Genomic DNA, 13390 nt, shown 5'->3' on the forward strand with positions numbered 1-13390 from the left:
TTTCCATTTAAAATAATGTTTTTAGTTTTTGTTTGATCCCATTTATTATTTTTTGTCCGGTATTTACTTTATGAAGTGCAATGTCCCACAGCAGGACATCTCGATCGGATGTATGATTAACAAATTTTATAGTAAGTTCCTTTGCTCCATTTAAGGGGATTTGAAAAAACTCGGAAGGAAGCTCTTCCTGTCCATCGAAACTCCATCCAAATGAATGGATTACGGTTCCGTCTGCGCTAATAATGAGATCGATATTTCCATTGCCGGCACTTTGAGTTAAGGTTTTTGATATCGCGAGATTACCTGCTATCATGTGATATTTGCCGTCTAAAAGATAGGTAAACTCATTTGTTCGTGTATTGTTTCGGCTGTACATATTTAGTTTGGGCTCAACGTTCTCTTGGGCTGCGGGAAAGCTGGAGAGACTTTTATCCCAAAGAACAGTTCCAGCCTTTAATGGCAGTTTATCTAAAGCGATAACCTCGCTGCTTGCTTTATCTAGATAATTATTAATGCCTCCAATACTGCCGATGACACCAATCGCAAGTACAAATGCTGTTATTATTATTTTGCAGAAGCCTTTGAATGTATCACGCTCATGTCGAACAAACCTTTGTGCGCAGTAGCCTACTGCAGCACCTAACGTATTAATAATAATATCGTTGATATCAAAGGAGCCTAAACGGGAAAACATCTGCAGCGTCTCAAGCATGGTAATCGATACAATAAATAGCAGTATAAAACTCAGAAAACGAGAACGAAACAGAAGCGGGATCATGATTCCAAAAGGTATAAATGCTGCAAAGTTGCCGAACTCAAAAAGCGAAAATGAAAACTCTCTCTGCATAGGGAGGAATAAATGGATCTTTTCGGGTATTAGATTATATCGCAAGCCGCTGTCATGAATAGAAGCAGCTCTGTTGAATCCGGCATATAAGAAATAGAAGATTAATACGGTATATAAAACCAACAGTAAAGTAATCATTTTTCGCTGCTTTCCTTGATACATCAAAACATCCTTTCTTGTCTCTGTGCGGTAATTACCAGAACAATTGCTTTATGTGTTATTCTACAGAATAAACATGTAAACTTTTTTAAGCATCTCTTATTTTTTCCTGAAGATTACTTTTATCCAAGACGATATTCTGATATTATCGGTTTAACTTATTAAATTAATTTAATAAGTATAGCAATCAGAGGTGGTGATCATCATAAATGAGCTATTTGCAACTCCAAAAGAATGGAAAAAAGTTATTTTACGCAGCATTCGTGCGGCTCTTCTGGAGCATGGGAGTGCCACGAAGGTTGAGCTAAGTCAAAAGCTTGGAGTAAGCTTCCCTACCATTAGTAAGTTTCTCACGCAAATGGAAAAGGACGGCGAACTCATTTTAGTTGGTCTCGACCATTCAAGTGGCGGAAGAAGAGCAAACAGATACGCATACAATCCCGAGTTCATGCTCGGTTTGGCTATATTTTTAGAGAAAACAGAAACTAACTATACCATTTYTAATTGTTTAGGCGAAGAGAAGGAACAAGGCAGTACTTCAAGTGTGCTAATGGATGATGCTTTGAGCTTATCTCATTTACTTGAAAGTATTATAGAAAAGCATCCCAAAATCAGCTCTGTAGCTATAGGTGTGCCGGGTTCAGTCAATAATGGCCGAATTATTTTCATCCCGAGCTATGAGCAGTTTCATGATTTTGATTTAAAAGGATATTTTGAGGAGCGTTTATCCATACCTGTCGTTGTTGAGAATGATATGAATGCGGCTGTTCTTGGGTACTACGACAACCGGAACAATAAAGACAAGGGTTCCTTGGTCTACTTGTATTTGGGTCAAAATGGTCCTGGTGCAGGCATTATGATTAATGGTGACGTCGTGCGAGGCAGTACGTTTTTCTCAGGAGAAATATCCTTTGTTCCTCAGTATGATGACCGAAATTTTGTACAAGCCCTGAATAACGGGGATGGAACAGAAACTGCATTGGTTCATGATGAAAAAAAGATTGATGCGATTAGTCGGTTGGTAGCCTCATTTACAGCTACAATAAACCCGCACACAATTATTTTTTCCAATGATGAAATAAATAAGCAAATAACCGACCAAATAACATTAAGAAGCGCAGCTTATATTCCTAAAGAACATTTGCCGGAGCTTACTGTGAGCGACTGGAAACAAGATTATTTGTATGGATTACAGAAGCTTGGTTTAGGCCTCATGATTTCAGGAACAAAAAAGTAATCGAATGTAGTGACCAGACAAACCGTATTTCTGCTTACAATTGAAACAACAGACAGGAGTGGTACCAAATGAAGACAGAAAAAGAGAAAATGCTCAGTGGTGAGCTTTATAATGCAGCCGATGCTGTGCTGGTTGCGGATAGAATGAACGCTCGCAGACTAACGAGGTTATTCAATCAAACATTAGAGACAGAGGATAACAAAAGAACTGAGCTGCTAAAGGAATTGATCGGGTCCACAGGCAAAAGTCTATATGTCGAGCCCACTTTCCGTTGTGATTACGGCTACAACATTCATGTTGGAGAAAACTTTTATGCTAATTTTGATAGTGTACTATTGGACGTTTGCGAAATTCGAATTGGCGACAATTGTTTTCTTGCACCAGGAGTACACATCTACACAGCAACTCACCCTTTGAATGCAAAGGAGAGAATATCTGGTGTTGAATACGGAAAACCGGTAACGATTGGCCATAATGTATGGATAGGCGGGAGAGCCGTTGTAAACCCTGGCGTGAGCATCGGCAATAATGTCGTTGTTGCTTCCGGTGCTGTCGTTACAAAGGATGTGCCAGATAACGTAGTTGTAGGTGGAAATCCCGCCAAGATTATAAAGCAGATTGAAGAGTAATGGAACGTAATTGAAATTTTTTATTAAACAAAATTGCTGGCTTTATGCTTGTTTAAGGTGCCGAGCTTGAGAAAATAATATCGTCGACCATCCATGTATTTTGAATTTGTTTAAGGATGATTCTTCGCTCGACAATCATGCCTCCAGCATTTAAGGGGGATTCATATTGATTGATATATCCTTCCTTTCCTTCGGAATGACTGTATGCTGTACCTGTGAATGGAACGTTGAACTCTAGCCCATTTTGTTTGATGATTTTATTAATGAATGTCCCAGTAAAATTGGATTTAAAATGGGCTCTAATTTGTGAATAGGATGATAGATTAGTCGCTTCGTTCGCTTTTTGGATCAGCGTATTAATATGTTCTTGCGGGATTGTAGACAAGTTAAAAGTAGACTCTGTAGTAATTCTAACTTGTTTGTCGCCTAAAGAAATGTCGGCTACTCTACTTTTAGCATCCCAAGAAATAGTACCGCCTAAGCTTTGTGAGATAAAGCGAATGGGGACGTATGTAACCCCTTTGGTTATTTGAGCAGGAACATCAATCGTGATTTCAGTTCCATTTTGCATCACTTTATTTGAATTAATTTTGAGCATAACCTCGGTTTTTCCGTTAAGAATGGTTACCGTTTTGGACTGTTGGTTCCAATTAACCTCAGCTCCTAACCCTGCAGCAACATAGCGTACTGGAACTAAAGTGCGTCCCTGAACCACTTTTCCCTCTATTACGAATGGCTGATTTGCTGCTTCTGCATGAATGTGGTTAACTGAAAATATACTGGCAGACAACATAAGAGATAATAATGCAATAGTAGTTTTTTTCATCTGAAAGCCCTCCATATCATGTATATAGTAATAGACGACTCTACAAAGGATTAGTTGCTTAGATAACCTAAGCAATTTAATCCTTTTTTCATTTTTATTTTGGCAGGATGGGTGTAAACTGAAAGGAAAGATTGCTATACAGATATGAAAGTGTGGATAGGAGGCTGGACAGCTTTATGCAGGTGAAAATCGAAAAGGATCGGTTCGTTCGCAATGAGCGCGAAGCGGAAATCGCGGCGACAGCGGATCAGCTGGCGAGCAAGTTTGCAGGAAGATCAGCTAAGCATGATAGGGAAGGCTCTTTTCCACATGACAACTTTGCCGATATGCGGGAGTGCGGTTATTTGAAGCTTACTGTGCCGAAGCAATATGGCGGGGATGAAGCGTCATTGTATGAATTTGTACTAGCGCAGGATCATTTGGCCCGCGGTGACGGTTCAACGGCGCTCGCCGCGGGCTGGCATCTGGGGCAGGTAATGCAAATGCGGATAAGCCGTCCATGGCCCGAAGCTTTATATGCCAGCTTTTGCAAGGAGGTTGTAAGCAAAGGCGCCACAATAAATCATTATGCAAGCGAGCGAGCAACTGGAAGCCCAAGCAGAGGCGGCAAGCCGGAAACTACAGCGAYAAGAACGGCTGGAGGTTTCCTTATTAACGGGCGCAAGACCTACAGCACGCTTAGTCCTGATGTGTCTTATTTCACCATATCTGCGTGGATGGAAGAAGAAAATCGTGCAAGCGAGTTTTTAATTCCAATGGGTGCAGGCATAAGTATTGAGGAAACATGGGATACGCTCGGCATGCGGGCAACAGGGAGCCATGACCTCCTGTTGAATCAAGTATTCGTGCCAGACAGCGGTACGCTTGAAGGCGCAGAAATTAATCGTAAAGGCGGGACGGCCTTCGATGGCGGAACGCTGCTTCATATTCCTGCCTGTTATATCGGCATTGCACATGCGGCACGTGATTTTGCAATTCACTTTGCCCAAAACTATCGGCCTAACAGTTTGCCAGGCCCGATATCCGAACTGCCAACGATCCAGCGGCAAATTGGCGAAATGGAAGCGGAGCTAATAACGGCTCGCACCTTACTCTACAGCATCGCCGATCGCTGGGACCGGGAACCGGAGGGACGGAGCGGATTAAAGCCAGAGCTGGGCCTCGCTAAATATGTGGCGACCAATTCAGCCGTTCGTATCGTTGATCTTGCCATGAGAATAGTGGGGGGAAGCAGCTTGTCTCGCACGCTTCCGCTGGAGCGGATGTACCGCGATGTTCGCGCAGGCTTGCATAATCCGCCGATGGATGACATTACATTAAACGGATTAGCTCAGCGAGCATTAGCAGAGATGCAGTCTGCGGAATAAATAATAAATCATGAAGAAGAGGCAGTCTCAAAAGTAGAGAATCTACTTTTGAGACTGCCTCTTCCTGTTTTTTTCTAAGTTAATCTTGCATATCGACCGGCTGGAGCGGGGTGGTTGGGAGCAAAATGCGGAAGGTTGTTCCTGCACCGGGCAAACTGTCTACTGTAATTGTACCTCTATGAGCATCTACAATCGATTTCGTAATGGCAAGCCCGAGACCTGCGCCGCCCATCTTTCGCGTTCGGGATGATTCGTTTCGATAAAAGCGCTCAAACAAATGCGGCAGATGCACGGCCTCAATCCCTGTTCCATTGTCGGCAACGCGTATTTCAGCTTGATTATTGTACGAAGCAAGCGTGATGCTGATCACGCCTGTCTCCGAATCGGTGTGCTGCACCGCGTTGAAAAATAAATTGAGCACCACCTGTTTCAGCTTATCCGCATGGAACTGACCGCTCACATGAGGAGTGAGAAGCAGCTCTACTGTGCGATTGCCAGCAATCAATTGTAATTGAGGTTCCATCTCGAGCAGAAGCGCATCCAGCTTTGTTTCGGCCAGCTGCAGCTGCGGGTCTTGATCAAGCTTCGCCAGCACGAGTAAATCCTCGACCAGCTTGTTGATACGATTGGATTCAAGAAACATGCTGTTAAGCGCGCGCGCAAGTTGCTCCGGATTCGAGGCCGCCCCGCGCAGCAGCACTTCTAGAAATCCGTGAATCGAAGTAAGCGGCGTACGCAGCTCATGGGAGGCGTCCGCTACGAAACGCCGCATTTTTTCAGTTGTTTTCCGTTCCGCCTCGAAGGAATGATCGAGGCGCTCAAGCATGCCATTAAACGCATCGGATAAACGATCGATTTCCTCTTGTCCTTGGCTGGCGGGAATTCGTTTCGTTAAGCTGCCTGCATCGGTTTGCTGCGCTGCCACAACGACGCGAGATAAAGGACGAAGCGTACGCCGAAGCAGCGGCAAATAAAGCGCGAGCCCTGCTGCAAGTGCAAGGACAGATAAACCAGCGAATATGGCAAGCTGTGTCATGAGCAGCTGCTTGAGTGAATCGGTTTCGGTGCTCACTTGAATGAGGCCTTCGGCTCTGCCTGGCGGTCCAGCCATACGGAAGACGGCTAGCTGCTCGATGCCTTCGGCATTGTTCAAGATTTTATAGCCAATTTGCTTATGCGCTTTAATCTGAATTCTAATCTGCTCATATTCGTCCGTTGATAGAAGCGGTGCGTTAAGGTTATTATCCTTCGATACGTCAACCGTGACACCGTTTGGATCAATCAGGACGATAGACAAGCCCGGTTGATAGAACATGGGCGAGTCGCGTCGATCTCGCTGCGGCCGTTCAGCCGGATTAGCGGGATCACCCTGATTGCTCGTTTCAGGTCGGTTATTCGTATCCTTCCCATCCATAAACCAATCCATGGGCATCGACATGATTTGAGTATTTAAGGCATCGGCTTTATTCTGAAAAATAAAGTCCTTCATAATGAAGTATTGAAGCACGCCAATTAATAGAAACAAAGCCGCTAGTATAAGCAGCGACCGATATAATAACTGATATATTAGTGAACGTGGAGCAAAGAAACGAGTGACGTCTGACGTTTTAATACGCGTCATGGCAGATCCATCCGATAGCCGGCCCCGCGGAGTGTTCGAATGAGGCGATGCTCCTTGTCGTCCAATTTGTCGCGAAGCGAGCGGATATACACCTCGACAATATTTTCTTCTCCACCGAATTGATATCCCCATACCTTATCCAAAATGAGTGATTTACTAAGCACGACACCATGATTTAGAATGATAAACCTTAGCAGCTCATATTCGGTAGGAGACAGCTCAAGAACCTGTTCCATATAAATGAGTTCTTTGCGGCGGTCATCGAGCCGGAACGGTCCATACACAGCTTCGCCAAGCAAGTTAGGAAACTGATTCCGCAGTCTTGCACCTATGCGGGCAAGCAGCTCGCTGAAGCTGAAGGGCTTCACCAAATAGTCGTCAGCTCCAAGTGTTAAGCCTTTGACACGATCCTCAATCTCATCTTTTGCTGTCAGCATAATAATAGCGATATTATCGCCGGTAGCCCTTAATGCCTCGCATACTTCAAATCCGTTCAGACCGGGCATCATCACATCGAGGATGACGACATGGGGCTGAAAGGTACTCGCTTCCTGCAAAGCGGATTCCCCGTCATAGGCGAACCGAAGATCAAATCCTTCGTTAATTAGACCGAGCTCCAGAAATTGCACGATATTTGGTTCATCATCCACAAGCAATATTTTAATCCCTTTGAAGGACACCATTTCAAATTCCCCTTTCGCAGCTTACCCCTCTATTATCTGTCTTTTTAGAAAAAGATGCATCTGTTTACTCGCTCTTTCAGCAAACTTTCAGCCACATACGAAACCGATTGATGGGTTTAGTTTACAGGTTCTATTTTGCGAAAAATGAGGTAACCTTTATATTTATAAAGCATCTTATTCCTAGTGCGTTACTTAAACTGACGTAAACTTGTTTTTTTGTATTGACTAGAGAGGAAACGTTTGTTAATTTATTGATTAATAGAAACTAATTATTGAATAATGATAATAAGGAGAATCGAATATGGATCGAATTGTAGCTGCCAGAGGCATTGAACTGCGTTGCAAAGGCTGGAGGCAGGAAGCGCTGCTGCGAATGCTTGAGAATGTTCTTGAAAATGGCGAAAACCAACAAGAGCTTACTGTCTATGCTGCCCTCGCGAAAGCAGCGCGTAATTGGGACTCCTATCATGCCATTGTCAGCACGCTCAAATCGTTAGAGGAAGATGAGACGCTGGTCATTCAATCAGGCAAGCCTATCGGCATTATGAGAACGCATAAGTACGCTCCAATTGTTGTAATGGCGAATTGCAACATTGTTGGCAAATGGGCAACGAGCGACAATTTCTATAAATATCAAGAGCAGGGATTAATCGTTTGGGGCGGTTTGACCGCGGCAGCTTGGCAATATATCGGTTCACAAGGAGTTATACAAGGAACCTATGAGATTTTTCAATCGATAGCTAGAATGCATTACGATGGCAATCTGGCCGGGAAGTTTATTTTGACAGCCGGTCTCGGAGGGATGGGCGGCGCACAGCCGCTCGCAGGAACGATGGCGGGTGCCGTTATTTTATGCGTGGAAGTGTCCGAGGCTAGAATCGACAAACGTATCGAAGTCGGTTATTTGCAGAAAAAAACGGCAAGCTTGGATGAGGCTTTGGAATGGATTCAAGCAGCTTGTGCGAAGAAGGAGAGCTTGTCAGTCGGTCTTCTTGGCAACGCAGCCGATGTTTATCCTGAGCTGATTCGCAGAGGCATTCAGCCTGACGTTGTCACCGATCAGACGTCGGCGCATGATCTCATGTACGGCTATATCCCTTCAGGCTACAGTTTAGATAAGGTTGCTGAGCTGCGCAGAACAAAGCCGGATCAGCTTCAAGCGGATGCAAGAGCTTCTATCGCATTAGAAGTTGAGGCGATGCTGGAGTTTCAGCGCAGAGGTGCAGTCGTTTTTGACAACGGCAACAATATTCGTTCGCAGGCTGTACAAAATGGAGTTGCAAATGCTTTTGATATTCCTGTGTTTACCGAAGCGTTTCTAAGACCGTTGTTTTCTCGTGCGATTGGGCCGTTCCGCTGGGTCGCTTTGAGCGGTGAGGTTAGTGATATTCGCAAGATTGATCAATATATTTTGGAGCATTTCAGCGATAACGAGGTTGTAGTCAACTGGATTCGCTTAGCGAATCAGTATGTTCCGGTCGAGGGTTTGCCTGCACGCATTGGCTGGTTCGGTCATGGCGATCGGACGAAGCTGGCACTAGCGGTTAATGCTATGGTTCAAGCTGGCGAGCTGAGCGGTCCCATTGCCTTCTCGCGTGATCACCTTGATGCGGGATCAATGGCTCACCCGAATATTATGACGGAGAACATGAAGGATGGCAGCGATGCAATATCGGATTGGCCTCTGCTTAATGCGATGATTAACTGTTCATCGATGGCTGATCTTGTAGCGATACATTCCGGAGGCGGCGGCTACAGCGGATATATGACAAGCGCAGGTGTCACGCTCGTTGCAGATGGCACATCCGATGCAGAGCTTCGATTAAAAACGACGCTAGACAATGACACAGGCCTTGGCGTACTGCGATACGCTGACGCTGGTTATGAGGAAGCGCTGGATGAAGTAAGCAAAAAGGGAATACGACGAATTGATACGAATCGAAAGGAGAATGCATGATGCGTGAATTAACGATAGAGGATGTAAAAGCAGCAGTAAGAGGAGGGGCAGTATTCGCATCCGGAGGCGGAGGCTGGGTTGATCATGGCCTTGAGATTGGAGGAGCAGCAGTGGGTATTGCTAGACCTAAGCTGGTTTCGGTTGATGAGCTGCCTGATGATGCCATTATTGTGACAGCGACGGCGATTGGCGCTCCAGCGGGCAATGACTGGGAAATGTGGGGCATTGATTATATTAAGGCTGTTCAACTGCTGATGGACAACTATGACGGCAAGGTTGTGGGGGTTATGACACCGCAAAACGGCATGTCGAGCACCATTAATGGCTGGCTTCCAGCTGCAGCGCTCGGATTGGTTGTCGTTGATGCGACTGGTGATATTCGTGCGCATCCAACAGGCAAGATGGGTTCGATGGGCCTTGCTTCCCGCACCGATTATGAAACGATTCAGGTCGTTGTAGGCGGACGCAGAGATACGGGTTCTTATTTGGAGCTCGTTGTAAAAGGCACGCCAGCTAAGACATCGAACATTTTGCGGACAGCTGCAGATATGTCGGGAGGATTTATCGCTTCTGCTCGCCATCCGATTCCAGCATCTTATGTGAAGGAGCATGCAGCGATTGGCGGCATTTCGTTAGCGCTTGATCTAGGTTATGCGATGATCGAGGCTGAGCCGAATGGCGCGGAAGCGATTATGGAAACGGTTTGCAGCAAAACAAATGGACAGATCATCGGTCGCGGTGTCGTTTTGAAAAAGGACGTTCATTATTCAGGCGCTTTCGATATTGGCACCATTACAATGGCGGATGGATCAGGCGGTCAACTGACGATGCATGTCATGAATGAATATATGGCAGTGGATGATGCTGACGGCAAGCGACTTACAACTTATCCGGATGTCATTACGACCTTTGAAGCAGCAACAGGTCTGCCGATCAGCGTAGGCGGCGTGAAGGAAGGCATGGAGATCGCATTGTTTGCAATCGACAAGCAATATGTGCCTTTAAGCTCCAGTGTGAAAGACGCTACCGTATATCCAGAAGTGGAAAAGGCGCTTGGCATACCGCTTGCTGAGTATGGCTTGAAGGGTATTGTCTAGCACGATTATTCTAATTTATCGATATTTACTAAGAAGGTGCCTGTTATGAATGAAGTTATAGATGGTATCGGTTTGGAGGATACACAGTCATCCGAACGGGTGGTTACGCTTGATGGCAATGCGCTCACGATTCGCGAGCTTGAGCAAATTGCATTGGAAGGTTATCGCGTGGAGTGCTCGCAGCATGCATTAAAGCGAGTAGAGGAGGCTCATGTTCTCATTCATGAGCTTGCCGCCGAAGGCATTCCGATCTATGGGCTAAACCGCGGCGTAGGTCTTAATAAAGATCGAACCATTACAACGGAGATGTATGAACAGTTTAACCGCAATCTTATTTATTCCCATTCGGCGGCTATTGCGCCTGCTGCTTCTGAGCAGCAGGTGCGGGCCGTGCTCGTTGCCAGGCTGAATTCATTGCTTATTGGTTGTACAGGTGTGCAGCCTGCGGTCGTACTCATGTATCAGGATTTGCTTAACGCAGCTATCCATCCGATCATTCCGCTTCGAGGATCTGTTGGCGCAGGCGACATCTCGGTTTTGTCTCATATCGGCTTAACGATGATGGGAGAAGGAAATGTGAATTACAAAGGCCAGATGATGAGCGCGGAAACGGCTATTCAAGCTGCGGAGATTACTCCTGTGAAGCTGGGGCCAAAGGATGCACTGGCAATTGTAAGCTCCAATGCGCTGTCCGCGGGCACTGGTGCACTGGCAGCAGCAGCAGCTTTAAAGCTGCTCGGTACGGCAGATGCTATTTTTGCATTGTCGCTTGAAGCGCTTCGGGGATGCATGAATCCGCTTGATCCGGCGTTATTTGAGGTAAGGCCATTCGAGGGAGCTGCAGCAAGCGCGGCAAATGTGAGAAGTTATTTGCAAGGAGGAACGCTGCAGCAGTCAAGTAAAAACGATAAAATTCAAGATCCGCTCAGCTTTCGCAGTGCTTGCCATGTACATGGCGCAGCTCGTGATGCGCTTGCTTATGCGACAAGGCTGCTGCTCATTCAATTAAACGGTTCTGATGATAATCCTTGTGTATTAATAGATGAAAGAAGAGTAGTGCCCTCCTCAAACTTTGACGTAACCTCATGGACCGTGGCGTTTGAGATGGTTGCGATTGCGCTAAGTCATGTATCGAAAATAAGCTGCTACAGATCACTTAAGCTCGGAACGCCATCCTTTACCGGTCTGGAGAGGTTTCTAGCCCCAAATCCGGAGTCTATCGCTTTCGGAACGCTTCAAAAAACATACACCTCCCTTGATGCGGAGATCCGCTTGCTTTCTAATCCGGTATCTGCTGATTATTTATCGCTGGCAGGCGATATGGAGGATCATGCAAACAATACACCGCTCGTCATTCGTAAGCTCGAAGACATCATCGATCGCTTAACCTACATTATAGGGATGGAAGCGCTGCATGCAGCCCAAGCCATTGATTTGCGCGGCATACAAGCTGAATTAGGCAGAGGCTCGGCCGCTGTTTATTCACAAATTCGCAGTGCAGTGCCTATGTTGACGGAAGATCGTCCGCTAACCCCAGATATTTCTGCTATGTATGAGCTTATTCGCAGCGGCATTCAATTCGAAGGAGGAGCAAATGGTGAATAACAGCTATGATCTCGTCATTTATGGAAATCTCGTACTTCCAGGGGGCGTCGCATACCATTCCGCAGTTGGAATCAAGGACGGTAAAATTGTTCGTATTGGTGATAGAGACGACACAGACATGTCTGACACAACAGAAATAATTAATGCCGAAGGCAGCTATGTGCTGCCTGGTGCAGTCGACGCTCATGTCCATTGTTACAGCTCGCTTGACGAAGGGTTTTACACAGCGAGTGCGGCTGCAGCTGCCGGAGGCGTAACGACGATTATTGAAATGCCTTATGATGCGACGGGGATGATCTGCACGCTTCCTGCTTTCGAGGAAAAAAAACAGCAGCTGGAGCAGCAATCTATAGTTGATATGGCGATGCTTGTTACGATTCATAAGCAAGACGGTTATGACCATATCCGCCAGCTTGCCGAGGCCGGTGCATGCGGCTTTAAAGTGTCGATGTTTAATACAGATTCCTTCCGCTTTCCGCGAATAGATGACGGACAATTGCTTGATTCGTTTGCGGTTATTGCTGAAACAGGTTGTCCGGTTGGCGTGCATGCGGAAAACGATGAGATCGTCCGCAGATATATTGATAAATATCGCTCCCAAGGCGCAGATCCACGTTCGCATGGCTGGAGCAGGCCGAAAGTAAGTGAATCAGCAGCAGCGCTGACCGCTATGGAGCTTGCTTATGAGACAGGAGTCAAGCTGCATTTATATCATTGTACGTATCCACGTATTTTTCAGCTGGTGGACTATTTCCGTTCAATTGGAGCGAAAGTCACTGCGGAAACCTGTACCCACTATTTGACGCTAAGTGAAGAAGATATGCCGCGTTTGCAGGCGAAAGGTAAAATCAATCCACCGCTTCGCACGAAGCAGGATAAAGAGGATTTATGGGACCTATTGAAAACAGGATCGATCGATATGATTACTTCCGATCATGCTCCGTGGCTAATTGGGCGTAAATCAGACGCGGATATTTTTAATAATGCTTCAGGTGCTCCCGGAGTAGAGCATTTGCTTCCGATTATTTACAGCGAGGGAGTGGCGAAAGGAAAATTGGCGCTTACCGACATGGTCAGGCTGATCAGTCAAAGGCCTGCTGACGTATTTGGGCTTGGTCATCGCAAAGGCAGATTAACTGAAGGTTACGATGCCGATATCGCGATTATCGATCCTGCTGCAGCTTGGACGCTAGATGAGCGTGAGCTTCAATCGAGCGCTGGCTGGAGTGCTTATAACGGAATGAGTATGCAAGGAAAAGTAACGCACACGCTCGTAAGGGGAACGCTTGTGTATGAAGCGGGAGCTGTTACCGGCAAGGCGGGTCATGGCGAATTTATTAAAGCAGAGCATCTTGCTTAATC

11 protein-coding genes are annotated in these 13390 nt (G+C 45.9%); 7 read left to right on the forward strand and 4 right to left on the reverse strand.

The features are described from left to right. Nucleotides 1-7: 7 nt before the first annotated feature. Entirely contained in the window at nt 8-1009 is a 1002-nt protein-coding gene (locus AB4Z17_RS09770; protein WP_441959538.1) for a VanZ family protein, read from the reverse strand. A gap of 202 nt (nt 1010-1211) precedes the next feature. Here AB4Z17_RS09770 and AB4Z17_RS09775 point away from each other — a divergent pair, with 202 nt between their 5' ends. After that, on the forward strand, nt 1212-2243 hold the full coding sequence (locus AB4Z17_RS09775; protein WP_441959608.1) for an ROK family protein: 1032 nt from the start codon (nt 1212-1214) through the stop codon (nt 2241-2243). A 68-nt stretch (nt 2244-2311) separates the two neighbouring features. Then, on the forward strand, nt 2312-2872 hold the full coding sequence (locus AB4Z17_RS09780) for a maltose acetyltransferase domain-containing protein (protein WP_441959540.1): 561 nt from the start codon (nt 2312-2314) through the stop codon (nt 2870-2872). Nucleotides 2873-2924: 52 nt separating this feature from the next. Here AB4Z17_RS09780 and AB4Z17_RS09785 read toward each other — a convergent pair whose 3' ends face one another. Continuing rightward, nucleotides 2925-3698: a copper amine oxidase N-terminal domain-containing protein gene (locus AB4Z17_RS09785; protein ID WP_441959542.1), complete on the reverse strand. Its 774-nt coding sequence runs from the start codon at nt 3696-3698 to the stop codon at nt 2925-2927. Nucleotides 3699-3874: 176 nt separating this feature from the next. Here AB4Z17_RS09785 and AB4Z17_RS09790 point away from each other — a divergent pair, with 176 nt between their 5' ends. Next, nucleotides 3875-5065 (forward strand): acyl-CoA dehydrogenase family protein, encoded by a 1191-nt coding sequence (locus AB4Z17_RS09790; RefSeq protein WP_441959543.1) that lies wholly within the window; start codon nt 3875-3877, stop codon nt 5063-5065. Nucleotides 5066-5144: 79 nt separating this feature from the next. Here the strand turns inward: AB4Z17_RS09790 and AB4Z17_RS09795 are convergent, their stop codons facing one another. Both AB4Z17_RS09795 and AB4Z17_RS09800 read right to left on the reverse strand, forming a co-directional pair. Next, nucleotides 5145-6686, reverse strand: a complete 1542-nt coding sequence (locus AB4Z17_RS09795) for an ATP-binding protein (RefSeq protein WP_441959545.1) — start codon at nt 6684-6686, stop codon at nt 5145-5147. Then, nucleotides 6683-7369, reverse strand: a complete 687-nt coding sequence (locus tag AB4Z17_RS09800; protein WP_441959547.1) for a response regulator transcription factor — start codon at nt 7367-7369, stop codon at nt 6683-6685. The genes AB4Z17_RS09795 and AB4Z17_RS09800 overlap by 4 nt, the downstream gene beginning before the upstream one ends. 301 nt (nt 7370-7670) lie before the next feature. On the opposite strand from AB4Z17_RS09800, the gene AB4Z17_RS09805 reads away from it, so the two are divergent. The 4 genes from AB4Z17_RS09805 to AB4Z17_RS09820 are packed head-to-tail and all read left to right on the forward strand — an operon-like array spanning nt 7671 to nt 13388. Continuing rightward, entirely contained in the window at nt 7671-9326 is a 1656-nt protein-coding gene (locus tag AB4Z17_RS09805; protein WP_441959549.1) for a urocanate hydratase, read from the forward strand. Further along, nucleotides 9323-10423, forward strand: a complete 1101-nt coding sequence (locus AB4Z17_RS09810; RefSeq protein WP_441959551.1) for a DUF917 domain-containing protein — start codon at nt 9323-9325, stop codon at nt 10421-10423. The genes AB4Z17_RS09805 and AB4Z17_RS09810 overlap by 4 nt, the downstream gene beginning before the upstream one ends. Before the next feature lie 45 nt (nt 10424-10468). After that, the gene (locus tag AB4Z17_RS09815; protein WP_441959553.1) at nt 10469-12028 is read left to right on the forward strand and encodes an HAL/PAL/TAL family ammonia-lyase; all 1560 of its coding nucleotides are present in this window, start codon (nt 10469-10471) and stop codon (nt 12026-12028) included. Then, entirely contained in the window at nt 12018-13388 is a 1371-nt protein-coding gene (locus AB4Z17_RS09820) for a dihydroorotase (protein ID WP_441959555.1), read from the forward strand. The genes AB4Z17_RS09815 and AB4Z17_RS09820 overlap by 11 nt, the downstream gene beginning before the upstream one ends. Nucleotides 13389-13390 lie beyond the last annotated feature (2 nt).

Origin of the sequence: Paenibacillus sp. TAF43_2 (assembly GCF_052113545.1) — a bacterium.
GTDB lineage: Bacteria > Bacillota > Bacilli > Paenibacillales > Paenibacillaceae > Pristimantibacillus.